This is a genomic window from Moorena sp. (genome assembly GCF_982860115.1).
Genome location: NZ_CEYLVT010000099.1, coordinates 1 through 26,556, shown reverse-complemented (window position 1 = coordinate 26,556; position 26,556 = coordinate 1). Strand labels below are relative to the sequence as shown.

Here is a 26,556-nt window from a genome sequence, read left to right as displayed (position 1 = left end):
CCGATTCCCGATTCCCGATTCCCGATTCCCGATTCCCGATTCCCGATTCCCTTTAATTAGGATTTCAATCAGCAAGAGTAACAGTTAGTTGTTGCTGATTAAGATAGAAGTAGTGACCACGCTTAGCCATCAATGTTTCGTGGTTACCACTTTCGACCAAGATTCCTCGATCAAGTACTAGAATCACATCAGCTTGGCGCACGGTAGAGAGGCGATGAGCAATAACTAAGGTAGTCCGATTTTTTAAAATTGAGTTGAAGTTAGTTTGAATGATGCGCTCGGATTCAGCATCTAGGTTGCTGGTGGCTTCATCTAAAATCAACAAGCGGGGATTCCCTACCAAAGCACGGGCGATCGCTAGGCGCTGACGTTGACCACCAGATAACATACCACCCCCCTCGCCAATCTGAGTCTCATAACCCATGGGTAGCTGTTTAATAAACTCATCTGCACCAGCCTGTCGCGCTGCTTCCATAATTTCGGCTAGGGTTGCTAAGGGATCACCCATGGCAATGTTTTCCCGAATGGTTTTGCCAAACAGAAATGTATCTTGGTTAACTACACCAATTTGCTCCCGCAATGAGCGTAGGGAAAGACTGGTGATGTCTTGACCATCAATTAACACTTTGCCATCTGTGGGGATATAAAGCCCCAAAACTAATTTGGAAATGGTGGTTTTCCCTGAACCACTGCGACCGACTAGGGCTACCATTTGCCCTGGTTTGACCTCAAAACTCAGATTTTCGAGTACATTAATATCGCTTTGAGGGTGATAACGAAAGGTGACCTGCTCGAAGCGAATGTGACCCCTCAGTTGTGGTAAGGATTGACGAGATTGCTGCTGCAAATCTTCTTCTGGTTCCGCATCCAGCACATCATTGATCCGTTCCACTGCAATCAGCACTTCCTGCAATTCATTCCACAACACGGTTATTCGCTGGAAGGGGTCCATCACATTATTTAGCAACATATCAAAGGCGACTAATTGACCGATGGTGAGTTGGTTTTGAATCACCAGCCACGCCCCATACCATAGCAGAGTAGTAGTAGCAACAGTTTCGATAGTGTTACTGAATATTTGTAATTGGTTGCTGATGATTTGTCCAGAAAAGCTAGTTTTGATGGATTTATTCAGGAGTTCCTCCCAATGCCAGCGCACTGTTTGTTCAACTGCCATGGATTTAATTGTGTTAATCCCGGTCAGGGTTTCGATCAGATAGCTTTCTTGATTAACTAAAGCATCGAAAATTTCTCGGGAAATCCGGCGCAAGAAGGGGGTGGCTATTAATGCGAGCAGGAAAAATGGCGGCACAATTAATAATACTAGCGCTGCCAGTTTCCAGCTGTACCAAAACATCAGACTCACGTAGATAAAAACAGTGAGTAAGTCGAGCAAGATTGATATAGCTTCGCCAGTAAGGAACCTTTGAATTTTTTCGTTTTCCTGGACTCGGGAGACAATGTCACCGACAAAACGGGATTCAAAGAAGTTTAAGGGTAATCGGAAGGTATGGCGAATAAACCCGACAATAAGCGCCAGATCGACTTTGTTAGCGGTGTGGTCTAGCAAATATTGCCGCAAGCCAGTCATGGCAATTTGGAATAAGCCAAACAGCAGCAAGCCTAAGCCAACAGCGTTTAAGGTCAGGGTACTACCTTGCACTATTACCCGGTCTAACAATAGCTGTGTGAATAGAGGTGTAACTAGTCCGAAGATCTGAACTAAGATAGATGCGATCAATACCTCAAAAAGCACCAGCCCGTGAGGTTTCATTAATTCAAAGAACTGCCAGAAGGCAACACTCGCCTCCTTGGCTTCCTTCAGCATTGCTGTCGGTTGCAACAGAAGGGCATAGCCAGTCCAATTTGCTTTGAAATCGGAATGGTTGAAGGTTTTTTGACCAATGGCAGGGTCTCCTACAATTACGCGATCGCGAGTGACTTTATAGACCACGATGTAGTGTCTGCCCTCCCAATGGGCAATAGCGGGCAGTTTCTCTTTTGCCAATCGGTCGAGACTAGCTTTGACCGGTCGGGTCGAAAAACCGATGCTTTCTGCTGCTGCTGCTAGACCTCGTAGTGATGTGCCATTGCGGTCAACATTGGCAACATCCCGCAAACGATTAACACTGAAACGCTTACCCCAGTAGCGACCGATCATCACTAAACAAGCAGCACCACAATCTGAGGCACTCTGTTGAGCAAAGAACGGATAGCTTTGAGTAACTTGCTGCCACCAATGGCTGACTTTGACTGTGGGGTTAGGAAAGTAAGCTCGACGGCTCTTGGGCTTTGGTTTTCGCTGTGGAGGGGGTTGAGCAGGTGCAACAGCGGACAAGGTCTTAGGCAATGCTGGAATAGATTGGTCGTTAGGCGATGGGCTAGCATCAGACTCAATCAGCTCACTAAGTTGTGGCAAGTGGAGTAGGGCAATTTTGCTATCAGCATTGCTGAGAGTATATAGCTTAGTTGGCATCCTCACCTGCCAAGAGTTTCCTTCCTTTAACTGGGAGGGAGTGTAGATGCTGCCAGCATTGAGGGTTTTGCCCGAAGCATGGAGTAGCTCTCCGTGTCGGAGCAGCCAAAGTTTTTGATTGTTTAGTAGAGAATCTGGGAGTGTGCCGACTTCGAGAGTATAGGGTTTTAATAGCGATAGCGTTTTAAGTAACCCTTCTCGGGGTAGATTCTCGAAAAAACCATTGCGACGACACAATAAAAATAGATCCCGCAATACCGCTTGTCTATGCAGGTGATCCCGGATGCTGGGATAGTTACGGAGCAAGGGCTGCAACAACTCACCAGCAAGATAGCAAACCTTGAGCTTGACAGAAGCTCTGGCAGTATAAGGCTGAAACGATTCTTCTGGAAACAACGTCAGCTCGCCGAAGGTGCTGGATGCTTCTAGAGAAGCCAGTAAGTTATTGTTGTGATCAAGGAGCCTGACTTTGCCAGCCATAACGATGTAAAGGCCAACATTTCCATTACCTGCTTGCCAGAATCCCTTACCTGCCCTTGGTTCCAGAATTTTAATACCCTTGAAGCAGCGGTCGAGTTCCTGTTGAGGCAGTGCTTGTCCCAGGGTCTGGGCAAGTTGTTGAGCAAAATATTGCTTGAAAGCAGCTTGAGACGATGAATCCTGAACCATGGAGTTTACTCCAATCAATCAAAACATTCTTAGAGCTTTTATTCAGTAATAAAAATATCGCTATTTGGGACATGGTATTCATCCACATCTGCTCTACATCTGCTCTACGTTCAATTCTCGATTTAGTTCACCATGCCCCTACACTACATGTAGTCTTAAAATAGTTCACCTCGAAATGCTACATGTAATGTATTGATGCCATACCGTAAGTTTTGACTGACTAAAATCTACCTATGATATATTACTGAATTAGCTCTGATTAGGATTGAATTTACAATCCTTAATTCCTAAGTATTGCAAGAAATAATCTGTTTTTGCCCTGCTGCACAAGTGTCAGTTATCAGTAAGTTTTGAGTAATTTTATTACCAGTTATGAGTTGTCTTATTAGTTGTCCGAAGGACTAGACGTTAACTCTTGATAACCAACTATTAGCTACTCATTTAGCTGCTCAGTTATTGCCACCATTTTGTACTAGTTGTACTAGTTGTACCAGCTGCTGATTTTTTGTGGATTGAATGGCCACAATTTCAACGATTCAGTTAATGAGGCAGAAGACAAGTTGCGAACAACAATGCCACAACCCTCAGTTTCAGAAGGATTCTTCGTATTCTTGGCTTTGGAGGATTTATTGCGGGTGGAAAGTCCCATTTTCTTCAGCAAACGGTTGATATGGCGATCGCTGACTTCAATGCCAAACTCTCGGGTCAGATGCTTGTTCAACCAATGGGCTGTCCAAGAGTGAAATGAATAGCCATACTCACGGGGGCTATGACTCACCAGCTCTTTTAAACGTTCAAGGTATTGGTCATTAATGGTCTTAGGTCGGCCAATTGGCAAAGCATTCCAATTGTGCATGTTACCCGTTTGGAGTTGGCATATCCAATACCGTGCGGTTTCTTGAGAGCAGTGTAATGCTGTACAAATTTGAGCCTGAGACTGACCTTGATCTGCCAGCAACATAATCTCAATCCGACGACGGTATTCTGGGCGTAAATTAGTTTTTAGGCTTTCTAGCAGCAATTGTCGTTGATCTGGAGTTAAAAACTGACCTGCTTCTAAATCCCTCTTTTCTGGAGCACCGTGTTGAACGTAAGTTACAACCATATGACAGCTAAATTCGTATCTACACCCTATACTGATAAAACTTTGTGAATTTTTCAAGAAGTATCGGTAAAGTTTTATTGAAGACATCGTAATTATGAAGCTCTGTGACCAGAAAAAACAGCCATTATGGCGTTTATATCGATGCTCCCGTTATAAGTGGGCAACAATTTCCCTCTGTTCCAGTTGTTCCTTTAGCCAGTCAGAAAACAAGTTTGAAAGAATCTCAGAGTGCAACTGCTCATCCAATTGCGGTTGAATGATTTCCTCAACCAAAATCAGGTGTACTCCAGATGAGGTCACAATGGGTTGGAGAATCTGGGGCGGACTGGCAGCAAAGACCGCTGCTGCAATCTCTGGCTTGAGTTGTTGGCGCTGTAGTATTCCTCGATATCCCCCAGAGCGGCGCAGTGACACGTCCTGAATATGTTGGCGAGCAATCTCATGGAAACTGATTTCCCCTTCCTTGAAGGAATAAAAAAGTTCCCACCCTAGGTCTTCGTCCTCCAAAACCACTTCGTACATGACGACTCCGGCATAATCAAGCTGGTGCTCATAAAAAAAAGACTCAACTTGATCGTTAAACAGATGTTGAGCGACCTTGTCAGCGATGGTGTTGGTATAAATCAATGCTTCAAAATCATCCAGAGATAGATGATGTTTTTGCAGCCACGACCAAGTCTCGTCAGTGTTATGAAGTTCGGTGGCGAGACGGAAGTCGTCTGCTGCCTGTTGGAGTTCTTCCGGCTCCACTTGAATCCCAGCCTCTGCTGCTGCTGACTCAATAATCTTGCAAGTAACGATGCCCTCAAGTAAGGTAGGAATTTGGCAAGAAAGCCTGGCATGGTCAAAAAGAGCTTCCTTGTCAATAGTAATCAAGCTTTGCATAATATCCTGCTGAATTTTACTTCATTTGAAACTCAATGGTTAGTTGGATGAGGCACTAGGCACTATAGCTAATACCTAAGACCTTGGCCTAACCATCAAAACTAAATTGACAGACTACTAGGTTTGAAATAATTCATCAATTTTTATTCTAGCCATACATCTTTTAATTATGTCTGTAAAAATATTAAATTTAGTTTAAATAAGACATAAGCAAGTTAATTATGTCTGGTTCTTTAAAAGAAAGATAAAAGTCGTTTATTTATGTCTAGATATAAAAGACTAATCCCATAATATATGTCTTATTTACTAGAAATAAAATATTGTTTTATGTCTAAAATAGCCTCGTTTTAAGTCCAAAAACAACTAAAAAAACTATTGACTTTTCCTTTTTTAGGTACGATTATGAAATTAAGAAGTTAGCAAGCTTGCTAGTCATGAATAGTTGCGTGTTAACTGAATAACTAACATCTGAAATCTGAAAGTAAGGAGAAATCAAAATGTCTAGTATTAAAATCGTTGAACTTCGTCCTGCTGGTTCAGAGCTGTTCCAGGATTCCGAAAGCTTCCTCAATGAGCTAAGTGATGGTCAGGAAATGGACATGGTTTTAGGAGGAGGACGCCGCCGCCGGGGCAAAGGGGGCCGTGGTGGTAACGTAATCACTAGTGTAATTAGCAATGTAAACACTCAGGTTAACATTACCAATATCCATTCTATTACTGGGATTTTTGGCGGACGCCGCCGTCGTAAGCACTAAGTTCGGTAAGTAAAGGTATTTGAAGCTTTACGATGTCGGTTATAACTGATATTTTGCAGTAATGTCAGTAGTCAGCCAGGGTTTAAATCCCTGGCTGATCAATCAAGTCCTCTGACCTAGGAATCAATGGTGGCCACATTATGATTTCAGTTTCCCCCCTTTTTTAAGGCAGGTTAGGGGGGATCTATCTATTTTAATGGAATTTATCGGTTAGCCGGTTGTTAAAACCACCGGCGGCCTGTAGGGCTGATGGAAAATGGTGCAATATCTCAGCTTAGTCGGAGTCCTTGTGGCTCCGATTGATTATTTGCAAAAATCCCTAACCATAAGACCTTAATCAAGACGTTAAGTCCAAAAAATAAAGCTAATACTATTGACTTTTTGGCCTGAATAAATAAAGATTAATAATTAATGATGGTGTCAGCTAATGCTCTACCTCACAGGCTAGAAGCCTGTGCCACTCTAATTGAGGTGCTATCAGCCGTCATCAATTATTTTTTTTGTTAATTTTTTATTTCAAAAATACTATGGCATTTTTATTAAGTTCTAAAAATGTTTTCGAGTACCTGATTGAGCAGGGAATTTGTACTGAACAGGAAAAAGATCTGGGTAAGATTGAGCCCAAGCCTGCCAAGAACTTTAATTTGCTCCTGACCTTGCCAGAAGGTCGTAAACTCCTAGTTAAACAAGAGCCTTATGACCAAGACGGTGAAACTGTAGGTGAGTTTGTGAAGGAATGGCGCTCTCAAGAGTTTTTACAACAATTCCCAGAGGTGACTCACCTGAGGTCTTGGCTACCTGAGGTACTCCATTTCGATCCAGATAATTCCATTATTGTTTTTAACTACCTAAGTGACTATCAAGACCTAAGCGAGTTCTACGGTAAGGAGAATCTCTTTCCCAATGCGATCGCTAGCTCAATTGGAGCGATGGTAGCTAGTATTCATCGTGCAACGTTAGATAGTCAAGACTATCAGGACTTTTTCTCGGAACAATCAGCAGATCCATCCCCGGATCAGGCTCATAACCTGACCAAGGATTTGGAACGAATTGGTCCGGAAATATTTAGTCAAGTACCCGCAGATGGTCTGAAATTCTTTGCTCTCTATCAGCGCTACGATAGCCTCGGAAAAGCGATCGCTAAACTGAGTAATACTTTAGATCCTTGTTGTCTGGTTCACAATGACCTGAAGTTGAACAATATCCTTTTACCCAATGATTGGGAGCAAGCAACGTCAGCCCCAGACTCAGATGGCATCGTTCGACTTAGACTGATTGACTGGGAGCGCTCTAGTTGGGGAGACCCAGCTTTTGATTTAGGCTCAATTATCACCAGTTACCTGACCATTTGGCTAAGTAGTCTAGCGGTGAGTAAGTCGATTGATATCGAAGAAGCATTGAATCTAGCGATGACTCCCCTGGAACAGATCCAACCTTCCATAGCTGCCCTGATTCGGACTTATTGCGATCGCTTTCCTGAAATTTTAGAGCGCTACCCTAATTTTTTGCAGCGAGTGATGCAATTTTCTGGTCTAGCCTTGATTCAAACCATCCAGTCCATAATTGAGTACCAAAAATCCTTTGGCAATACAGGAATTTGTATGCTTCAAGTAGCCAAGAGTTTGTTATGCCGTCCAGAAGCATCGATCCGAACAGTTTTTGGTATCGAGGAATCAGAACTAATTGGTCTTAATCAGATATTGCAGCAAGTTTAAAATTTACTTGTCAAGTTAGGCAATAGGCAATAGGCAATAGGCAATAGGCAATAGGCAATAGGCAATAGAGAACAGGTAAAAAAACATGTGTGCCTCTTTTGGCTAGAAACTGCTAGATAGGGTACCTAAATGAATTGTGATCATTTTTCTTCCCTACTCCCTACTCCCTACTCCCTGTTCCCTGCTCCCTGTTCCCTTTGCAATAACAAATAACAATTTTCAAACCACAAAACTATGCAATTACTTGAATCACTACCAAATCAACTGCCAGATGCTGTACCTGAACAGCTGCGAACTGCCCTAGAAGATATGGTCAAGCAGCTTGAGATTCAGGAGTCCAACTTCTCTATTCGCCATCAAGATTACAAACCCTTGGAACTTCCAGCTGAGGTAGTAGAACGTTTTGGGCAATTGCCCTTAGACTTGCAAAAAAAGTATCTGAGTTTGCAACTGCGGAGTTTTCTCTACGGACTTTACTACAATGGTTCGCTAAAAGATGATCTAGCCCTCAATAGCGATTCAGATGACCTGACACTGCACCAAAATTTAGAAAACAATACTTACCTGGGGATAGATTTAAAATTTTACCAACGATTAGATGAAAGCAATACTGGTGAAGGCTACTTTGACCCCGATTGGCTGGTGCTAAGGCAAGAAAGTGATGGCACCCTAGCAGTAAATAAGGGGGGTTTAACTCTACATATCGAGCCGAAGGAGCATTTACAACCAGAAGCACAATCTCCCGCTGTTGGGGACGACGTTGCGGTGTTGTTACCTCCGAATCTGGTACAAAACGGATTCTATATGGCAGTTGGTAATCTGGGTGCCTATGACTATGGGAATCCAGGTAGTGAAGGAGAAATTGTCCGCATCTACTTCAACTTAACCGCTGAAGGTGCAGTGGCGGTAATGGGTAGCCTGACGCAACAGTTAAATCAAATCTCGGTGCCATTCTCTTTTAAGGTTCTCTATCATCCTGAGGATTACAACCGCTACGACTCAGGAGTACTCTACTTTGACAACAACTACTATGAAGCAGTGCGGTTAGTGCTTCAGAAGGTTTATACAGAACACCAATCCCATTTTAAGCCAGAAGTACCCCTGTTCACCAAATTCCTAGCGCCAGGATTGGGGTTAGCGGAAGAACCAGACCACAAATTTGCTGACCAAGAAAGTTTTGGTATGAACCGCTGTCAAATTGTTGCTAATGGCTTATTGGAAGCTCACCACAAAGGGGACGATTCTCCAGAAGCTCGCATGGCAGCAATTCTCCAACAGTTCTCTTTGTTGGAGATTGAATTGCAGCAGTGTTACTTAAATTCCGAATCTGAAGACATCTATACTCCGTTAGAGTTATGAAGCTAACTGATCTGACCAGCACCGTGACCCCATCCCCTGCTAAAGAAACGGTTTCTGATAGAGTTAAATTCCCAAAGTCAGATTTACCTTTTTACCGCAAACTGGGACGCACTGACTTAACCGTGAGCTGTCTGGGATTAGGTGGTGGGGGACACATTTCTAGTGAGGATACTCTCTACGCCTTTGACCAAGGAATCAACTACTTCTTCTACTCTAGCGATCTACATCACTATCTCTACAGTTCTATGGCTGGGGCGCTGCGGCAGTTGTGTGGACGGGGTTCCTCAGTTAGAGAGCAGGTCGTTCTGGCAACGGTAACTTACATGACCAGGAGTCCCGATGCCATCTTGACTTATCTATACGATCAGTTTGTAGACTTGGGAATTGACTACATTGATATATTTTTTTGGGGCTGGATTGATGCTGACAATGGGGATAATTTCGAGAAATGCTTGAATATTTCTAACGATTTGCGCGGTCCCAATACAGTGTATCAGCGCACCATAGAACGAGTATTTGAAACCTCAGAACGTCTCCAAAAAATGGGTGCTGTGCGCTATATTGGTGCGTCATTCCACGACCACGATCTTGCCCGAAAGTGGCTAAATAGCCCTTTATTAGATGTGGCCATGGTTCGCCATAATGTTGCTCACCGCACTGCTCAGCAAAAGGTCTTTGCAGATGTAGCTCCCGAAGACCCCCAGCGACAGGGTATTGTGACGTTTAAGTCAGCTGGAATGCAGAGTGTTCTTTGGACTCCCCCGGAGGATCTACCAGAACACTGCTGGATACCTTCAGTACCAGATTTATATCGCTACTCTTTAAGTCAGAACTGTGTGGATATTGCTTTGGCAGGTTTGACTTGTCGTGAAGAAGTTGATGCAGCAATCAAAGGCATTCAGAAAGGAAAACTAACCCAAGCTGAACTAGACTATCTCAATCTTTATGGCGATTTACATCGCAACCGCATCAATATCGAAGAAATCCCAGCTGAACGCTTGATTTACCAACGTGATCCTGTTGTTATTCATAATTGATTAATCACAAAAAACCATGACACAAACGACAGAAACCTTAGAAAAACCGCTACTACCAGAAACTTCCCCAGTAACGGATGCAGATATTATTACTTACCTGCGTCGTTCCAGGAAATTTGCTGACATTGCTAACTTAGCTCAACAAGATGCGTTGATTTTGAATCTGTGTGAGGAATTTAGTATTACAGTTTCCGATCAGGAATGGCAAGCGGCTGGAGATGCTTTTCGTGTAGAGCACAAGTTGCTAGGGGTTACTGAAACCAATAGTTGGTTTTCTCAGCAGAGGATTACTGTAGAAGAGTGGTCTGAAGGAATTAAAGTCCAGCTGTTGACGAAGAAATTAAAAGAGCATCTGTTTGGAGAAGTTATCGATAGCGATTATCTTAGCAATCGCGAAAACTATAAACGAGTAGCCCTCTCTCAAATTCTTGTGCTTGACCTAGCCCAGGCTTTGAAAATAGTTAAAGCACTCCGCTATGACAACGCTTCTTTCTGTGCTTTAGCACTGGAACACTCGAAGGGGAAACAGTCTCAAGAGAATGGCGGTTTTGTGGGGATTTGCTTTCTAGTAGAACTTTCCCAAGACATTGCCAAAGGGATTTATGACGCTAAAGAAGGAGAAGTGATCGGACCGATTCAAACTAAACTTGGCTATCATATCCTCAGAGTTGAGAAGTGGTTTCCAACGGAACTAAGTGAATCAGTTAGAGAGGTAATTTTAGAATCCCTATTTCAAAATTGGTTACAGGAGCAAAGCCAGAGTAATCCTGTATAAAATTCGTAAGCATTTAGCCGTCAGTTATCAGCAGTCAGTAGTCAGCCGTGAGCTTTTAGCTCACGCTACGGGGAGCATGTCACAAATGTTCGGCATTTGTGACATGCTCCCAAACTATCAAATAAAATACCCCCTAAACTTGCTTTTAGTTTAGGGGGTTTATCAATAAACTAACAGGTAATACCCTATGGTATTGTCGGTTAATTAGGTCGGATTAATGGAAAAATCTGGTACAATCACCCATTAAGTTAACTCTAATTTACCAACACCATGTTAGTGAACTTTTCTTGGTCTTCTCTTACGAATTATTGGGAAGGTTTTGATTGGGAAGGTTTTGATTGGAAAGATTTTGGTTGGAAAGATTTTGGTTGGAAAGGTTTTGATTGGGAAAGTGATTGATCGTTTGCTGAATTGTATATGAAATCCGCCCAACACAGAATCTATTTCCTGTTCATCAGTTATCTCATTGAGAAAGCTTTCAGAATCATGAAACAGTTCAGAGCCAGCAGCATGTAGTTCAGATATTTTGATCTTACTCATTTGATTTACTCCTTGACTAGGATAAGTTTAGGTAAACTGCGATGAGATTAGATATAGGATTAGACTTTTAATTGTCTAGTCCTGTAATTTTCATTTTGAAATATTGGAGCATTTAATTCAAGATTATTTAATAATTGATTAGACCTAAATCAGAAGCTTGCGTCTATAAAGTTTTTAGGTCATACCAGGCTAATCATAAGAGTTTAAGAGATTTTTTAAAACTTAATATATAGAAATAAATAGTTGAGTTGCGTCCAAAAATGATTGATTTTATATCAGCTTAAGCGCTACGCGCACGCTACGCGAACAGCTATCAGCTTAAGCGCTACGCGAACAGCTATTGAATAAAATAAGCTGAGGGCTGAGGGCTGACGGCTGAATGCTTACTAGCTGACAACACAGTTAACAGAATTTATGTCCAGGTAATTGTTGAAGACTTAAGGTCTTTAGTTAGGGCTAAATAATCTCGTTGATCTGCTTGACTTTTCTGGTTAAATTCAAAAAAATGATAGATAAGTAGTCAGCAGTCAGTAGTCAGCAGTCAGTAGTCAGCAGTCAACTAATAGCTGATATAGCAATTCTCTGTCTTGATGCAGTCGCTCATGGGGGAAACCCCCAAGACCGCGCTGCATCGCTATGCCATGAGGTACAAATGGATCCCCCTAAATCCCCCTTATCAAGGGGGACTTTGAGCTTGAGAAGCGTACCTCATAAATCCTATAAACGCTATAGCTGACTACTGACTGCTGAAGACTTACAAAGAAAGCACATGAATGCTGCCAATTAACGAGTAGCTGAAGTTAAGCAAAAGGGGGTTGGTTAAAAAAACAATGTTATCTAAGATACCTGTTTTACTAGCATTAGCTGTTAGTGGGTTTAACTCAGTTAGTGGGTTAGATAGTATTTGGCTTAAGCCAGTTAAAGCACCAGTTGTTAGTCAGCTTAATACCATGAGTGTTCAAGGTAGTAGTGTTTTGAAAACGGAAAGCAGAGAAGTTAGCTCTTTTACGGCGATTGACGTTAGTGGTAGTTATGAGATTGAACTAGTTATTCAGCCAACTACCAATCTTGAAATTAGCGGTGATGATAATATCTTGCCCCTAATTATTACAGAAGTCAGGGATAATACCCTATTCATTTATCCTGAAAAAAGTATTTCTCCTAAAACCATCTTAAAAATTAAAGCATCTACCCAAAATATCGACCAACTATCTACCCATGGCGCTAATTATGTGAAAGTTTACAATGTCAATAATCAGCGGTTATATATTAAGGGAAATGGTAGCGGCAATACTGAACTATATGGCAAGACAAAAGAGCTCTATCTAAAGGTATATGGAGCGGTTGATATCAATGGTAAAAATCTTTCCTCTACAAAAGCTAAGGTTGATCTATTTGGTGCTTCCCAAGTAGATGTTTATGCAACTGAAAAGCTTACTGCTAGTGTATTTGGCTTAGGAAATATCAATTATTACGGCAATCCCAAAACCGTAATTAGAAACATATTAGGATTAGGTTCGATTACTAAACAATAAGCACAAAGGAGTAAAAACGATGATTTTATCTAGAATTAGTTTCTTTGAGGTAAGTGACGATAGTTTGTTTTCTGGATCTGAGTTTGGCATGAAGCTAGAGGAATTCAATCCTCTTGCCTTTTTGAAACCTAGAGTCGGCATTTTTTCGTTCAATAGGAGCTTTAATCGAAATCAGATTTCTGGAGACAGAAGCAATAACATTCTGGCCAGTAGAGCAACCAGTGTAAATTTCAACGGTGGCAAGGGTAATGCTATTCTGACTAGTACTAGTGGTAATAATGTCTTTTCTGGAGGAGAAGATGATGACATTCTTTTAGGTGGAATAGGAAATGATACTCTTGATGGTGGGGAAGGTAACGATATTATTGCTGGCCTTAGTGGAGATGACTCGATTTCTGGCGGGTTAGGGGATGACACTCTTACAGGTGGAGGTATTTTCTTGTCTAAAGAGGGTAACTCTACTACTATCTTTGTCAGTGATACTAGTGGCATTGATACTCTTAGTGGTGGGGAGGGAGCCGATAGATTACTGCTCGGGGGAAAGTCTCAATTTGTCGGTGAAACTACTGTGATTCAGTATGATGAAGCAGGAAATGATGACTATGCTCTGATTACGGACTTTGATACTGCCGAGGATGTTATTCAACTTGGTGGTTCTAAAAGTGATTATCGCTTGGATTCATCGCCGATTGGTTTACCGTCAGGTACAGGGATATTCCTAGGAAATGAGCTGACTGCTATTGTCCAAGGGAGTTCAGAGCTGGATCTTAGTGCTAGCTATTTTGAAGGTGTAGAATTAAGAATTTAGAATGTAGAATTTAGAATGCAGAATTTAGAATGTAGAATTTAGAATTTATAATTCACAATGTAAAAGGCTTAATGTAAAAAAAACTAATGTAAAATACCTTTTACCGAATGTAGACTTATCAAGTCTCAAGTCTTAATTCTACATTCTTAATTCTACATTCTTAATTTTCCCCAAAACCCTTGACAATTAAAAATATAATCATTACAATAATCATTATAAGCGTAATTTAGTTTTTTACTTATGTCTACAGACTTTATTCCGAATCACGACAATAATCCTAAGAAACAACGTATTAAGTCCATTAAGGGCTCTCCTGAAGCAGTAATTAAGACTATTTACGGCCTTTGTTCACTGGGATATGCAGATGTTTCCGACTGGAGCCCTTTGCAGCCGACGGGAATTCCTGGGCAAGTAATTAGTTTTGCAACCAAGTATCAAACTTGGCGTTAATAGGTTAAATTTATGGGGGGGTTTCCCCCCCGGTCTGGTCCGGTAGGATCACATCGGGATTGATTCGGAAAGTCATAGACATGACATAACGTTTACAGTATTGAAATAGCCGTGGATAGTATTTCTACGGCTATTTTTTTTTGTAAGTATTTAGCTTTTGATTGGGGCTACACCTATGGTGGGCAGTGGCTAGCAACGGGCTTTGTCAGCTGATCTGATCTGTATCGAGCACTGCCCACCCTACATCTTGCTTCCCGTGACTCGCATGGCGTGGCTCTTTGGGCTAATCGCGTTTGGATTGGGATGTTGGTTTTTGCAAAAGAGTGCGATCACTTTTAGCGCAGCAAAGCAACGACAGAACAGCGGCAGGATTGTGAGGGTAATATATATTAACACAATATAGTTAGTTAAATAAGGGCATCGCATATAGCAGTAGTGAACCCTGTCCTAATCAGGTTAAGTACCATGGGGATGAAGAACACAAGAAAATTTATTCGCACGTAAGTATTTCCGGAATCCTAATTCATCGACTGTAGTTTAGATCGAGGAGCGATGCAGCATTCACGTCAACATCAAATGAATTGTAATAATTTTTGTCCCCTACTCCCTACTCCCTACTCCCTACTCCCTACTCCCTACTCCCTGTTCCCTTTCCTATATATGATTCTGCCTTATGAAAGCTAATGAAGTTCTCAAAAAATATGCAGCAGGAGAAAGGGATTTCCGCCGGAAAAATCTTAGAGGTCAATCGTTTCAGGGGGAAAACCTTTCAGGGGCAGATTTTAGTGAAGCTGATATTAGAGGGGCAAACTTTAAGAATGCTAATTTAACGGGGACTAAGTTTTGTAGGGCGAAGGCTGGATTACAAAAACGATCAACAATTGTTCGTCTCTTGGTTTCATGGATAATGTCAGGACTATCAGGAATGGCCTGCTTATTTTTATGGGTGTTAATAGAGTTAATATTTAATGATAGCAATGTAACGAACCAATTTTTTTTCGGAATAGTTTTCGTTATAATAATTTTATTATTGGCTGTTATTCTTCGTAAAGGTATCGAAGGAGCCGTAGTCTTTGTCGTAATTTTACCCTTAACCGGACTTATAGCCGTAATCGGATTTTTAGGTTTCGGTTTATCCATACACGGAGGCGTTGTCTCAACTAGGGTTTTTAGAGAAGGATTATACTCTATCATAACCTACGCTGGAATTGCAATTTTTGCCGGAGTTGCAACCTATGCCGCAGCCGTAGCTGGAGTCGTATCTGGAGTCGTAGCCGTAGCAGTTGCTGGAGTTGGAGCTGGAGTCGTAGCCGTAGCAGTTGCTGTAACTGGAGCTTTAGTCGTAGCTATAGTTTCAGGTGTTAATAGAGTTGTAGAAGTTGCTGGAGTTGGAGTAGGAGTTGTAGCAGTAGCAGTGTCGATTGTATTCGTCTTAATTGGCGCTTACCGGGGGTGGCGTGCTCTAAAAGGAGACCCCCGAGAAGCTTTAATTCGTACTATTGCTATTGCTTTTGCTGCCACAGGAGGAACTAGTTTTTACAAAGCTGATTTAACCCATGCTGATTTTACGGGAGCTACCCTCAAAAGTACAGATTTAAGAAAGGCTAATCTCACTCGTACTTGTTGGCAAAATACTATTAAGCTTGACCGAGCTAGACCAGGTAATACTATCTTAGCTGATAGGGCTGTCAGAAAATTATTGGTTAGTGGTAACGGTTACAATAAGTCTTATGTTAATGCAAATCTTAGAGGGGCAAATTTAATAGGGGCTAATCTAAATAAGGCGAATCTAAAACTGGCTGATATTAGCGAAGCCACTTTAGAGGATGCTAATTTAGAATCGGCTAATTTAACTGAAGCTCAAGCTGTTGGTACTGATTTTACCCATGCTTATTTGACGGGAGCTTGTTTAGAAGCTTGGAATATTGATTCAACAACTAGGTTAACTGATGTTGATTGTCAGTATGTGTTTTTACTAGAGAATCCCAATGCTATGGGAAGTCGCGAGCGCCGCCCCCATGACTCTAATCGGGTTTTTGAAGCGGGGGATTTTGAGAAGCTTTATCAGCAGATTATGAATACAGTGCAGATTCTTCTGCGTAATGGGGTTAATCCAGAAGCATTTCGTCAAGCCTTTCAAGAATTAATGGCGGAAAATCCTGACATTAGTGGTGATTCGATTCAAGGAATTGAGAGGAAGGGAAATGATATTTTACTTACGTTGGAAGTTCCAGAATCAACAGATAAGGGTAAAGTTGAAAGAGAATTTTTGGCAGTTTATCAAGCTAGGCTGGAAGCAGCGAAACAAACGGCTCTGCTAGAAGCGGAAAGAAGTCATCTCAAGGATGTTAAGGAAATTGTTAGAGCTGCTTTTACTACTAATCAGTTATCGAATCCTACAATAAATCTTACCAATACGGTTCAAGCGGAGAATGATATGTCAGATAATTCACAGAGTTTTGATATAGATAAAATTCAAGCTAATAATCCTAAGGTTAATAATATGTCTAACCTTCAAGGTAATCAATTCAATAACTCTAATTTTGGTGGTATTGCTGGGAGAGATTATAAAGGGGATGTAAGAAACAACAACTATGCTCCTGACAAAAATCTAGCTGAAGCAGCGGCTGAAATTCAGCAACTTCTAAACCAACTATCCCACACTAATCCCACGAGTACTGAGATTGAGAAGTTAACAGTTGTAGCAAGGGCTGCTGAGGAAATAAAGAATAACCCAACCCTGAAATCTAAGGTAATTAATGCCCTCGAATCAGGAGGAATAGAAGCTTTTAAGGAAGCGATAGACCATCCCCTAGTTAACATTTTGATGGCTACGATTGAGGGATGGAAAGAGGCTTAGCTATAAATAAACTAAATTTAAGGTCAATAAAGCAGATGAGCAAAAATACCTTAACCCAAGAGCAATGCCAAGAATTAATACAACTGCTTTCCAAACGGAAAGATAAGCTGGACGGAAGAATTACCAAAAATAATAGCTTAACCCAAGAGCAATTAGAAGAATTAGTAAAACGGCTTTCCAAACGTAAAAATGAGCTGCATGGAAGAATCCCCATTACAGCGGTGATGGATAGTTTAAGGGACTTAGAACTATCTGATCTACTTCTTGAAAGTGATATTTATGAGGTGTGTGAACCAATGGATAGAGAATCGAAAACCCCGACATGGCAAAACTATTTTAAGTTTGCCTTAATTATCATCATTGTTACAGCACCATTATTTGCCTTTGGAGGGTATAAACTCCGAGAAGTTATTGTTGAGAAGTTTCCGACCTTAGTAGGAATTAAAATTAATAATGATGATGATTCTTTAAAATTGCAAGTCAAAAACCTCCAAGATAAACTGAAAAAATTGGAAACAGAAAATGATAAACTAGAGAAAAATAATCAAGAACTGATTGCTGAAATAAATAGTAAACCTATTGTTGCTACTCCTCCAGTAATTGAACAAAATTCGACAGATAATAACCCTGAAAATACTCAAAAATTATCCGAACCAGTTGAACCTAAACCAGTTGAACCTAAAACACTTGAAGTTAAAGGTATTATATATCAATTTAAAAGTTGCCAAAAATCTCCCAATGTCAATTCAAGTACTCAATCAATAAGTTGTGCTTTCTTAATTACAAGTACCAAAGAAAGTGTTAATTTGTCTTTGTATTCCAACTACGATTCTTATGCAAGAAGTAGACTATTTCAGCAAGGGAAAGAATATGTAGCTACAAAAGTTAAATTGGGTACATTCACTAGTAGGTTTAGTAGTAAAGTAGAAAATAGCTTGATTAAGGATGTACCGATAGAAGCCATTATTACTTTTGATGGAGTTCCAGTAGAAGTCAACCACATAGATGTGCTGCAATTTAGATCTTATTTGAAGAGTTCTTATTATACTGGTTATATCAATAATGAATTACGGAATTTCTCGGTTATTCCGGAAAACTAGAAGCTATCTAATTTACAAATAGGTTATAGCGGTTTTTAATTAAGTAAGGTACAAATTTTAGGGAACAGGGAACAGATAAGAGGCAATAGTGGCGTAGGGTGTGTTAGGGACGGGCTCCCCTTGATTTTCCCCCTGTTAAAATCCGTTGAGACAGCCCGGCCCGTAACGCACCACCGGATCAAACTAGAGATCCTTCCCCCTTGCCTTAGCGCAGCCCTATAAATAATTGATCTGTCGATAACTTAAGGTTAGGAAAAACAGAAGATTTGAGACAATCCCCTCTACGAAACATTACTTTTTGATATTGATCATCAACCATACAGCAGACCGTTACCGTCGGTTGTTTGGGGCTACCAATAAAGTATTTCCCGCCAATACCGAGATAATCGACAATCCAGTATTCTGGAATCCCCAAAGCTTCGTAATCTTCATACTTACGAGCATAATCATTCTGCCAGTTTGTACTAACGACTTCAACCACAAGTTTTACAGTAGTACCCAGAGTTATTACTGGTTCCCTTGCCCACAGTGGTTCGTTGATTAGTTCTCCTTCATCAAGCACAACCAGATCTGGTCTGAAAGCGTTGAAGGTTCCTAAGGGCTGAATTAAGCAGCGGTGTGGAATAAAATAAGGTACATCTAAACGATCTATTTCTACATTAAGCTTTCGGCTAATCAATGCAACGACTTGCTCGTGGGGGCCAGTTGGTTCCATCTCAATTAGCTCTCCATCAATGAGTTCGTAGCGTTGATCGTCTCCATACTGAGCAATAAATTCTTCTGGACTGATACCGGTTTTGGTTGCTGATAGAATCATAGGGAACAGGGAACAGGGAACAGGGAACAGGGAACAGGGAAGAGATAAGAGGCAATAGTGCTTAGCCTATTGTAGGGTGCCTTCAAAGTAATCAACATCTGCTGCTTCACCCGATTCATTATAAGGAAGGCTCCACCCAAAACCCTTAATTTTTACACTTGTTACCCTAATATTTTATCTTTTATTGTGAGTTACAATAACTCGATCGGACTCATAATCCGATCGCCCGTAGGTTAAGAGAGTCAAAAATGATGCAAACAAGTCAGTTCAATCAAATTTTAGAAATGATTGACGCTCTTTCTTTAGAAGAACAGAATGATTTAATTAATATTGTTAGACATAGACAAATTGAAGAAAGAAGAGAAGAAATCGCTGTTAATATTACTAAAGCTCACCAAGACTATCAACAAGGTAAGGTTTTTCGGGGTACAGTTGATGATGTGATCGCCGAATTAAACGATTGATTCAGGAATAGCGGCAAGTGACAGCTCCTACACTGACCCGTTGGGTTCAGTGTAGGCTTCCCAGCCAATCCGGCCATCGCTTAGGAGGCGCTGGGCTTTAAGAACGGACTGCCCTGCCGCTCTGTATTTTATATTTATGGCTGCATTATGGTCACGATCCAAACTACACCCACAATGAGGACAATCGTGCCACCGAATATGCAGCTTTTTAGGAACTTTATTCCCGCAATTAGAGCAATTCTGTGAGGTATTTTGGGCACTTACTGGAACCGCCAACAAGCCAGCATTTAAGGCTTTGCTTGTTAGGATTGTTAGAAAGCTTGACCAACCCGCATCCAACACAGATTTAGCCAATCGGGACTTAGCTAATCCCTTTACATTTAAATTTTCGTGAGCTACGACGTCGTATTTTGACAGCAAATAATTAGCGGTCTTAAAATGGAAGTCCTTCCGTTTATCCGCTACTTTTTTGTGCTGTTTGCCAAGTTGCTTAATAGCTTTGAGTCTGTTACTGCCTCCCTTCTTCCGTCGAGATACCCTTTTCTGGATAACCTTCAATCTTTTTTGAGATTTTCGGTAGTACTGAGGAATCTCTATTGTCTCGCCTTCTGAGGTAGTTAAAAACTCCTTAAGGCCAACATCAATGCCAACTATTGAGTCAGTATTTATGTCAGGTTTAAGCTCAGGTACAGTTTGGTTTTCTAGAGACAATACCAGATAATATCCATCACACTTTTTGGTAATCGAAGCTGTCTTTATCTTGAATCCATCAGGAATAGGGCGATGTAGTACAACTTTAACTTTCCCTATTTTTGGTAGGTTGATCAGGTTGTATTTTAAGCACCATTCTTTCATCTGAGGGTAAGTAAAGGTACGGTAGCGGTGTAGTTTTTTAAATCTAGGTCTCCCACTTCTTCTACCACTACTATCCCCTTTGATAAACCGATCAAAGGCTAATTTAACTCTTTTGACTATATCCTGAAGTACCTGAGAATGAATCTCTTTGTACCAAGGATGAGTTTTCTTGAGATTTGGTAGAGTTTTCTTCTGACTGTAGTAATCCGGATTCTCTCTTAGTTTGGGAAGGTGACAAACCAGGGGACAAGCATTAATTGAGCAACGATTTTGCTCGTACCAACTAAACCGCTCAGCCAGCAAGTAGTTATATTGAGCACAAAGCATTGACAGCCAATGATCTATCTTGGCTTTTTGCTGTTTTGTTGGTTTTAGCCGGTACTGATACGCTATTCTCACTTTGACTTGCCTCAAGTTGGCTCGACCTATTCTGATTAGAGCATGCCTACGATCATTTGGCAAGACATTATTAAAAAGAAAAAGTTAACAATTAGAATTACTGATTTTGAGAAAAGACAACCGGAACAAGAGGCCAATCCTATAGGAATGACTATCACGCTCGTTGATTAGGAATTTAATAGCTCTATCCTTTGATCCGTGCATACCCTGTCCGCGATTCATCCCGGAGATGAAACCTTATCAGAGGGTCGCCTTACTACAAAAAGATTTAATCCTTAACTCACAGACTGCCAACTATAAAGGCTCCACTCTTTTTGCGGTAACTTCTGACCACACTCATACTACGTATTGAGATGTGGGGCTTCTCGCGGTTTAGCTAAAATAGAGATAAACAAAGCAACTTGTAGACACCCTCATGAATTCAAAAACCAGCTTGATCGCTCGGATTACTCAAACCCCTGGTCAGTGTGGTGGTCGTCCCTGCATTCGAGGGATGCGAATTCGAGTTACCGATATTTTAGAAATGTTGGCTGAAAATGTTAGTGTTACTGAAATTTTAGAAGATTTCCCCGATTTGGAACTGGCAGATATTCAAGCTTGTCTGCTGTTTGCTGCATGACGCAATTAGCAGCGAGCCTTTGGGTGGTGCGTTACGGAGCGGGCTGTTGCAACAGTCGCTACGAAGTTTAACATGAGGACAAGCCCGCCCCTAACACACCCTACGCGCGACGCACTGATCGCCTGTTCCCTGTTCCCTGTTCCCTGTTCCCTGTTCCCTAATATTTATAAGTATTCAACCGAATATGATCTGACCAATTAACTTAACTGAGCCACTACCTGATTTGCTAATAAGGTTTCATTGGTAAGTAAATCATCTACAGTAACTCTCAAGTAACGTTCAGCATCAACTTGAAACTGGAGTTTAATGCGATCGCTTCCAGGATTGCCCAGGGGTGTTAATTTAGCCACACTTCTTGCCCCATCCCTGTCATTGAGGGGTTGCACAGCAGATTCACCCTGGCCTAACTGACGAGTAATCAAGCGATCGCCTTCAAAATAAATCTCTGTGCCACCAGTTTGGGAGCCTAACTCTCCTAAAATTAGCTCTATACTCGGTTGATTCTCTACCGATGCTCCTAAGAATAGTTCTACTGGCTCACTCATGGGGTAAGGCTGTCCTTCTCTAATGATTGAGTGCCAGTTGTGACGCTTTAGCCGTCTATCCCAATAGCGAATTCCGTAGCTATGGTAGAGGAAATCTTGGACTTCGATACCTTGGCTGAGCTGAAGTGCGCCAGTTGCGATCGCTTCAAAGGGTTTTTGGCAACGAACCTTGCTTGAGTCGAAATACTGGTTTACCCATGCCTGAACTGCTGGGATCTTCACGGTGCCACCCACTAACAAGACACCATCTATATCTGGTACTTCTATACCGTTGCGTCTTGCCTGTTGCAGCACTTCGGTCATCCTATCATCAAGGGTATCAAAAAACTCGTGTTCTTTGAGAATAGTTTCAAAGGTCTCGCGGTCTAGTTTTAGTTCGTAACTCTCGAAGGTTTCATCATTAAAATAGACTTCTGTAGCTTCAGACTGCTCAGATAGTTGAATTTTCAGGCGTTCTGCTAGTCGAGTAGTCAAAGGCGATCGCATTAACCCTTGAGTTTCCACAAAATAATCCACCAGCCAGTTATCAATATCTGTCCCACCCAAATTTTGTCCCACTTTCGCCAGCACACGGGCAATTTTCACCTTCTGGCTAGACCCTTCACCAAAGGACTTTTGCCCCCACTTAAGAATAAACCCGATAGGTTTTTTATTCCCTTGAGCCTCCTGATTCAGCTGCACCAGAGATAAATCCAGGGTACCACCACCAAAGTCTATAACTAGCAGAGTATCCCCTTCCGCAATACCATAGCCCAAGGCAGCCGCTGTGGGTTCATCCAGCATCCTCACCTGTTCCACTGGCAAGGATTGGCAGATTCCACTAAGCCAATGGCGGTAAGCTTCAAAGCTATCCACAGGCACAGTCAAAATCACCGATTCAATGGCAGAATCCCCCGCTTCGGACTGGAGGGCTGATAGATTTTCAATAATTTGGTTGAGGAACCATTCCCCAATTTGTTCAAAGGTGATCACGGTACCATCCAGTTCTGGCAGAAATCCCTGAACCTCAGCACCAATCCCCCGTTTGAAGCTGCGGAAGAATCGAGGGTCACTGCTGAGATCCAATCCGCGATCGCGTACTGCCTGTCCAACCATAACCTTACCCTGAGCCGCATCTTCCACATACACCAAACTGGGAATTAAGGGAGGATTTTGACTAAGTTGCAGAGCAAGTCCTGGTAACGTGATGGTTTCTGGCGTTTCCGTGACTGGGTTCCAGCGAGTGATTACCGTATTGCTCGTGCCAAAGTCAATAGCGTAGGACGTAGTACTGGTGCTAGGCATTAATGTTTATTGAACTGATCTTATTAATATTATTTATCGCATGAGGGAGCTTGAGGGGTTCGATGCCCCGAAAATTGGCAAATACATTAAATCTTTACACAGCATCATAACTCATGTAAGGTATAATGTTGCCATGCTAACAATGACTTACGAATACAAGCTACAACCAACCCCCGAACAGACCGCCATCATCCAAAAAACTTTAGATGTGTGCCGTTGTGTTTGGAACTTTGCCCTTAGACAGCGTAAAGATTGGTGTAACTCTCGTAAGTCGCCTATCAATGCTTGTTCGATTCATTCTGAGTACATCATTTCTGCTGACGAACCATTTCCCAATTACCACAAACAAGCCAAGCAACTAACGGAGGCTAAGAAACAATATCCTCAGTTAAAGATGGTTCATTCTCAAGTTTTACAGCAAACTCTAAGAACATTAGATAGAGCTTGGGATGACATGAAAGCTAGAGGTTTCGGTTTTCCACGCTTTAAGAATAAGTATCGGATGCGTTCGTTTGTCTTTCCACAACTAGGTTTAGACCCGATTAGAAATGATGCGATCAAGTTTCCTAAGTTGGGATGGGTTCAATGGCGAAAGTCAAGACCGATTCCCAATGGGTTTGAAGTTAAGCAAGCAAGGATAGTCTCAAAAGCATCTGGTTACTTTGTGATGCTGTCACTACAGCTAAATGTTGATGTTCCTAATCCCATACCTCATGGTCATCCTAGAGGACTGGATTTAGGCTTTGATAAGTTTGTGGCTACCAGTGACGGTGAAGAGATTAAGCGACCTAGATTTCTCAAAACCTTACAAAGCCAGCTGAAATTGCTGCAACGTAGGCTAAAGAATAAGCAAAAAGGTTCAAATAATCGACACAAGTTAAACCAAAAAATAGCTAGGCTACATCAACGCATATCGGATACCAGAAAGGATTGGCACTTTAAACTAGCTCATCATCTTTGTGATGGTGCTGGCATGATATTTGTTGAGGAGATCAACTTTGTTAGTTGGCAAAGAGGAATGCTCTCGAAACATAGTGCTGATGCTGGCTTTGGTCAGTTTGTAAATATCCTTGAGTGGGTGTGTTTTCGTGGTGATGTGTATTTTGCCAAAGTTAACAAGGATGGCACAAGTCAAACTTGTCCTAACTGTGGCGCACATACAGGGAAGAAAACTCTCGATGTTCGTTCCCACCACTGTAATGAGTGTGGATACAGAACTACAAGAGATGTAGCAGCTTCTCAGGTTCTTAGAAATCGTGGAATATCTGCGCTCTTAGCATAGCGTACTAGAAAATGTCTGTGGACTCAGAGCGACAGGGAGTATCGGTCACGATGCTCTAGTTGGTGGGGAACGAAGCAGAAAACCAGCATCGCGAGGTTCTGGAATCCCCTTCCTCAAAGCAACGGAGCATAGCGAAGTTGCGCGCGGGAGGGGAGGATGTCAATATTAAATATCAGTTTATGGCCGAACCACTCAATAGCCAAGACCTGTACCCAGGAATATGCTTTAGCAATCCGTATCGGAATTGTCAGAATTTTTGATGCCATATTCCCGATTCCCTACTCCGTGTTCCCCTCCTGGGAGGGGTTAGGGGTGGGTTCCTATTCCCTGTTCCCCTCCTGGGAGGGGTTAGGGGTGGGTTCCTATTCCCTTTGCTATTACAATTATGCTCCTGTAGTTGAGACGTCTAACTCTTCCCTAAAGGTGAGCCATGCTGTCATAGCCTCTGGATTAGATGCTACTCCTTTTTGCATCAAAATCACACCATCTTTAAAATCAATGATGCCATACTCGTTAGTCTTGGTGACGCGGTCAATCATGTTAACTAAGGAGCGCAACCGCTGACCATCATGCTTAAAGGCAATTTGATAGCGTTGTAACCGCCATAAATCTGCGATCGCATAATCCACCTTCACGACCTCACCATTATCATTGCGCAACTGTAAATCGGCTAAGCGGATGACTTCCCGACGTCCTGACAGATGAGGCACTAGATAGGTAGTAGCTGAGACACTAGCATTTGCAGGAATCTGAGCCAGTAATGACCGGATCGACCCCACACGAGACCACTGTTGGGTTAAGGGCACATACACGAAGGGTTGGTAGGAATCGGGAAGCAGGAAATAAAAGGTTCGATTTGGGCTAGAGGTAATCGTCAACACTACTGCAAGGGTTAGACAAAAAATCCAAAAGCGCCGAAACTTAGACCTAGCCGAGATCACAGCTTCACTAAATTGGGGATGAGCTGACCACCACAGTATCGCGCCATAAAATAGCCCAGGTACTACGGTCATCGCATAGCGGATATTAATCGCAAGCACGGATTGACCTTTACCCAACAGGAGTTTTAGCAAGGGAAATGCTGCGATAGACCAAGAAGCGGGAGCAATAGCTGGTATAAAAGCTAACGGTAACCATTGACCTAATAAATATTGAATAGTGCCAAAAAAGGGAGTAAACAGTTCTACTAGTAAACGCCAGGGATTGGTGAGCATACCCTTAATAATTTCCAGAGTAGACGCCTCATCCCCATCAGCGTACTGACCAAAACGCTCGATCATGAACCGTTGAGAAATATCTTCCGAAAATATAGGCATAATTAGATTGGTCAAGACAAGTATGTAACCGAAACTGAGAGTACAAACTGCCAGACCAATGCGAGGGTAGCGCCGACTGACTATTAAATAGAATCCCACACCAAACAAACCTATCCCGGAATCTTCCCGCACAGCTAAAATCAAAATTGCCAGCAACCAAAACAGCCACCACCAGCGTTTTTCCATAGCTAGCAGTAGCCCAAACACAAACAGGGGAATTTGGCAGATGTCATGGAAGTTGGCTAAGGTCGGACCGAGAATAGCATTAGCACAGTAAAAGCTAACCGTAATCATTGCTGCTAACATCGGTTGCAGATACTGTCTGGCCAGGATATACAACACTACACCAGCAGCTGTTACCAAGGTTACCTGCAAAACGGTTAGGGTAGCGGGAAATGGAAACAAAGCATATAACGGTAACCAAAGTAATAGCGCGGGAGTAAAGTGTTGCCCTAATCGGTGGTAATAGACATTTGGAACTTCCCCATTATGAACTACATTAGTAGACAGCTGGGATGAAAGAGTACTCTGAAAGAAGCGACCGTGACTGCCATTCCAGAAGACTTGATTAAAAATTCCTTGGTCGTAAGACGAATAAAAAGTATAGTGTCGATGTAGAGTAAAAACTAAGGTGAATAAAAAAAATGCGATCGCTGCAGTAATAACAAGTTTTAAGCCTGGTTTTTTGGTCATTTGTCCTTTGTCATTTTTTCTTGGTATTAAGCTCCATAAAGTTTCCCTTTTTGAAAACTACTCTTGTTTTCAACACACCCTTACGTTTATCGGGAGAAAGATATAGCGTTTATCATAGCTAAGAGGTACAAATATTTTTTTACCTCTTACCTCTTACCTCTTGCCTCTTGCCTTCCCCTCCTGGGAGGGGTTAGGGGTGGGTCTAGCATGCCT

Annotated in this window: 20 protein-coding genes and 1 pseudogene; 13 read left to right on the top strand and 8 right to left on the bottom strand. The window is 41.9% G+C overall.

Annotation, left to right across the window (positions count from 1 at the left end):
* Positions 1 to 64: 64 nt before the first annotated feature.
* The 3 genes from AC4II3_RS17655 to AC4II3_RS17645 form a co-directional block, all read right to left on the bottom strand.
* On the bottom strand, positions 65 to 3,145 hold the full coding sequence (locus AC4II3_RS17655) for a peptidase domain-containing ABC transporter (protein ID WP_488013620.1): 3,081 nt from the start codon (positions 3,143 to 3,145) through the stop codon (positions 65 to 67).
* A 481-nt stretch (positions 3,146 to 3,626) separates the two neighbouring features.
* The gene (locus AC4II3_RS17650) at positions 3,627 to 4,250 is read right to left on the bottom strand and encodes a helix-turn-helix domain-containing protein (protein ID WP_488013618.1); all 624 of its coding nucleotides are present in this window, start codon (positions 4,248 to 4,250) and stop codon (positions 3,627 to 3,629) included.
* A gap of 150 nt (positions 4,251 to 4,400) precedes the next feature.
* Positions 4,401 to 5,135 (bottom strand): peptidylprolyl isomerase, encoded by a 735-nt coding sequence (locus AC4II3_RS17645; protein WP_488013616.1) that lies wholly within the window; start codon positions 5,133 to 5,135, stop codon positions 4,401 to 4,403.
* Positions 5,136 to 5,632: 497 nt separating this feature from the next.
* Between AC4II3_RS17645 and AC4II3_RS17640 the strand changes: the two genes are divergently transcribed.
* The 5 genes from AC4II3_RS17640 (at position 5,633) to AC4II3_RS17620 (ending at position 10,776) form a co-directional block, all read left to right on the top strand.
* Complete coding sequence (locus tag AC4II3_RS17640) at positions 5,633 to 5,890, top strand: hypothetical protein (protein WP_488013614.1); 258 nt, start codon at positions 5,633 to 5,635, stop codon at positions 5,888 to 5,890.
* Between the two features lie 527 nt (positions 5,891 to 6,417).
* Positions 6,418 to 7,605, top strand: coding sequence for a phosphotransferase family protein (locus AC4II3_RS17635; protein WP_488013612.1), 1,188 nt, complete (start codon positions 6,418 to 6,420; stop codon positions 7,603 to 7,605).
* A 234-nt stretch (positions 7,606 to 7,839) separates the two neighbouring features.
* Complete coding sequence (locus tag AC4II3_RS17630) at positions 7,840 to 8,964, top strand: T3SS effector HopA1 family protein (RefSeq protein WP_488013610.1); 1,125 nt, start codon at positions 7,840 to 7,842, stop codon at positions 8,962 to 8,964.
* Positions 8,961 to 10,001: an aldo/keto reductase gene (locus AC4II3_RS17625; RefSeq protein WP_488013608.1), complete on the top strand. Its 1,041-nt coding sequence runs from the start codon at positions 8,961 to 8,963 to the stop codon at positions 9,999 to 10,001. Before AC4II3_RS17630 ends, AC4II3_RS17625 begins: the two co-directional genes overlap by 4 nt.
* 16 nt (positions 10,002 to 10,017) lie before the next feature.
* Complete coding sequence (locus AC4II3_RS17620; RefSeq protein WP_488013606.1) at positions 10,018 to 10,776, top strand: peptidylprolyl isomerase; 759 nt, start codon at positions 10,018 to 10,020, stop codon at positions 10,774 to 10,776.
* 273 nt (positions 10,777 to 11,049) lie between these two features.
* Here AC4II3_RS17620 and AC4II3_RS17615 read toward each other — a convergent pair whose 3' ends face one another.
* Positions 11,050 to 11,316: a hypothetical protein gene (locus tag AC4II3_RS17615; protein ID WP_488013604.1), complete on the bottom strand. Its 267-nt coding sequence runs from the start codon at positions 11,314 to 11,316 to the stop codon at positions 11,050 to 11,052.
* Positions 11,317 to 12,131: 815 nt separating this feature from the next.
* Here AC4II3_RS17615 and AC4II3_RS17610 point away from each other — a divergent pair.
* The 5 genes from AC4II3_RS17610 (at position 12,132) to AC4II3_RS17590 (ending at position 18,069) form a co-directional block, all read left to right on the top strand.
* Positions 12,132 to 12,851: a head GIN domain-containing protein gene (locus AC4II3_RS17610; RefSeq protein WP_488012457.1), complete on the top strand. Its 720-nt coding sequence runs from the start codon at positions 12,132 to 12,134 to the stop codon at positions 12,849 to 12,851.
* Positions 12,852 to 12,870: 19 nt separating this feature from the next.
* Complete coding sequence (locus AC4II3_RS17605) at positions 12,871 to 13,659, top strand: calcium-binding protein (protein ID WP_488012459.1); 789 nt, start codon at positions 12,871 to 12,873, stop codon at positions 13,657 to 13,659.
* A gap of 240 nt (positions 13,660 to 13,899) precedes the next feature.
* A complete protein-coding gene (locus AC4II3_RS17600) occupies positions 13,900 to 14,109 on the top strand; it encodes a hypothetical protein (RefSeq protein WP_488012461.1) in 210 nt (69 codons plus the stop codon).
* 673 nt (positions 14,110 to 14,782) lie between these two features.
* On the top strand, positions 14,783 to 16,969 hold the full coding sequence (locus AC4II3_RS17595; protein ID WP_488029492.1) for a pentapeptide repeat-containing protein: 2,187 nt from the start codon (positions 14,783 to 14,785) through the stop codon (positions 16,967 to 16,969).
* A gap of 35 nt (positions 16,970 to 17,004) precedes the next feature.
* Entirely contained in the window at positions 17,005 to 18,069 is a 1,065-nt protein-coding gene (locus AC4II3_RS17590) for a hypothetical protein (protein WP_488012465.1), read from the top strand.
* A gap of 205 nt (positions 18,070 to 18,274) precedes the next feature.
* On the opposite strand, the gene AC4II3_RS17585 is transcribed toward AC4II3_RS17590, so the two are convergent.
* Positions 18,275 to 18,886: a Uma2 family endonuclease gene (locus AC4II3_RS17585; RefSeq protein WP_488012467.1), complete on the bottom strand. Its 612-nt coding sequence runs from the start codon at positions 18,884 to 18,886 to the stop codon at positions 18,275 to 18,277.
* Positions 18,887 to 19,134: 248 nt separating this feature from the next.
* On the opposite strand from AC4II3_RS17585, the gene AC4II3_RS17580 reads away from it, so the two are divergent.
* The gene (locus AC4II3_RS17580; RefSeq protein ID WP_488012469.1) at positions 19,135 to 19,350 is read left to right on the top strand and encodes a hypothetical protein; all 216 of its coding nucleotides are present in this window, start codon (positions 19,135 to 19,137) and stop codon (positions 19,348 to 19,350) included.
* A gap of 27 nt (positions 19,351 to 19,377) precedes the next feature.
* Here the strand turns inward: AC4II3_RS17580 and AC4II3_RS17575 are convergent, their stop codons facing one another.
* Complete coding sequence (locus AC4II3_RS17575; RefSeq protein ID WP_488012471.1) at positions 19,378 to 20,604, bottom strand: RNA-guided endonuclease InsQ/TnpB family protein; 1,227 nt, start codon at positions 20,602 to 20,604, stop codon at positions 19,378 to 19,380.
* Positions 20,605 to 21,019: 415 nt separating this feature from the next.
* On the opposite strand from AC4II3_RS17575, the gene AC4II3_RS17570 reads away from it, so the two are divergent.
* Positions 21,020 to 21,223: a DUF433 domain-containing protein gene (locus AC4II3_RS17570; RefSeq protein ID WP_488012473.1), complete on the top strand. Its 204-nt coding sequence runs from the start codon at positions 21,020 to 21,022 to the stop codon at positions 21,221 to 21,223.
* 197 nt (positions 21,224 to 21,420) lie between these two features.
* On the opposite strand, the gene AC4II3_RS17565 is transcribed toward AC4II3_RS17570, so the two are convergent.
* On the bottom strand, positions 21,421 to 23,052 hold the full coding sequence (locus AC4II3_RS17565) for an Hsp70 family protein (protein ID WP_488012475.1): 1,632 nt from the start codon (positions 23,050 to 23,052) through the stop codon (positions 21,421 to 21,423).
* A gap of 133 nt (positions 23,053 to 23,185) precedes the next feature.
* On the opposite strand from AC4II3_RS17565, the pseudogene AC4II3_RS17560 reads away from it, so the two are divergent.
* A pseudogene (locus tag AC4II3_RS17560) lies at positions 23,186 to 24,503 on the top strand (RNA-guided endonuclease InsQ/TnpB family protein).
* Between the two features lie 214 nt (positions 24,504 to 24,717).
* Here AC4II3_RS17560 and AC4II3_RS17555 read toward each other — a convergent pair.
* Positions 24,718 to 26,343 carry a DUF2079 domain-containing protein gene (locus tag AC4II3_RS17555; protein ID WP_488012477.1) on the bottom strand — a complete coding sequence of 542 codons (1,626 nt, stop codon included), beginning with the start codon at positions 26,341 to 26,343 and terminating at the stop codon, positions 24,718 to 24,720.
* Positions 26,344 to 26,556: the final 213 nt, after the last annotated feature.

Bases quoted from the DNA above. Each gene is read 5' to 3' on its own strand.
- AC4II3_RS17635 (WP_488013612.1), top strand. From the start codon at position 6,418: ATGGCATTTTTATTAAGTTCTAAAAATGTTTTCGAGTACCTGATTGAG.
- AC4II3_RS17570 (WP_488012473.1), top strand. From the start codon at position 21,020: ATGAATTCAAAAACCAGCTTGATCGCTCGGATTACTCAAACCCCTGGT.
- AC4II3_RS17580 (WP_488012469.1), top strand. From the start codon at position 19,135: ATGATGCAAACAAGTCAGTTCAATCAAATTTTAGAAATGATTGACGCT.
- AC4II3_RS17605 (WP_488012459.1), top strand. From the start codon at position 12,871: ATGATTTTATCTAGAATTAGTTTCTTTGAGGTAAGTGACGATAGTTTG.
- AC4II3_RS17585 (WP_488012467.1), bottom strand. From the start codon at position 18,886: ATGATTCTATCAGCAACCAAAACCGGTATCAGTCCAGAAGAATTTATT.
- AC4II3_RS17590 (WP_488012465.1), top strand. From the start codon at position 17,005: ATGAGCAAAAATACCTTAACCCAAGAGCAATGCCAAGAATTAATACAA.
- AC4II3_RS17625 (WP_488013608.1), top strand. From the start codon at position 8,961: ATGAAGCTAACTGATCTGACCAGCACCGTGACCCCATCCCCTGCTAAA.
- AC4II3_RS17600 (WP_488012461.1), top strand. From the start codon at position 13,900: ATGTCTACAGACTTTATTCCGAATCACGACAATAATCCTAAGAAACAA.
- AC4II3_RS17655 (WP_488013620.1), bottom strand. From the start codon at position 3,145: ATGGTTCAGGATTCATCGTCTCAAGCTGCTTTCAAGCAATATTTTGCT.
- AC4II3_RS17645 (WP_488013616.1), bottom strand. From the start codon at position 5,135: ATGCAAAGCTTGATTACTATTGACAAGGAAGCTCTTTTTGACCATGCC.
- AC4II3_RS17640 (WP_488013614.1), top strand. From the start codon at position 5,633: ATGTCTAGTATTAAAATCGTTGAACTTCGTCCTGCTGGTTCAGAGCTG.
- AC4II3_RS17565 (WP_488012475.1), bottom strand. From the start codon at position 23,052: ATGCCTAGCACCAGTACTACGTCCTACGCTATTGACTTTGGCACGAGC.
- AC4II3_RS17555 (WP_488012477.1), bottom strand. From the start codon at position 26,343: ATGACCAAAAAACCAGGCTTAAAACTTGTTATTACTGCAGCGATCGCA.
- AC4II3_RS17630 (WP_488013610.1), top strand. From the start codon at position 7,840: ATGCAATTACTTGAATCACTACCAAATCAACTGCCAGATGCTGTACCT.
- AC4II3_RS17620 (WP_488013606.1), top strand. From the start codon at position 10,018: ATGACACAAACGACAGAAACCTTAGAAAAACCGCTACTACCAGAAACT.
- AC4II3_RS17595 (WP_488029492.1), top strand. From the start codon at position 14,783: ATGAAAGCTAATGAAGTTCTCAAAAAATATGCAGCAGGAGAAAGGGAT.
- AC4II3_RS17615 (WP_488013604.1), bottom strand. From the start codon at position 11,316: ATGAGTAAGATCAAAATATCTGAACTACATGCTGCTGGCTCTGAACTG.
- AC4II3_RS17650 (WP_488013618.1), bottom strand. From the start codon at position 4,250: ATGGTTGTAACTTACGTTCAACACGGTGCTCCAGAAAAGAGGGATTTA.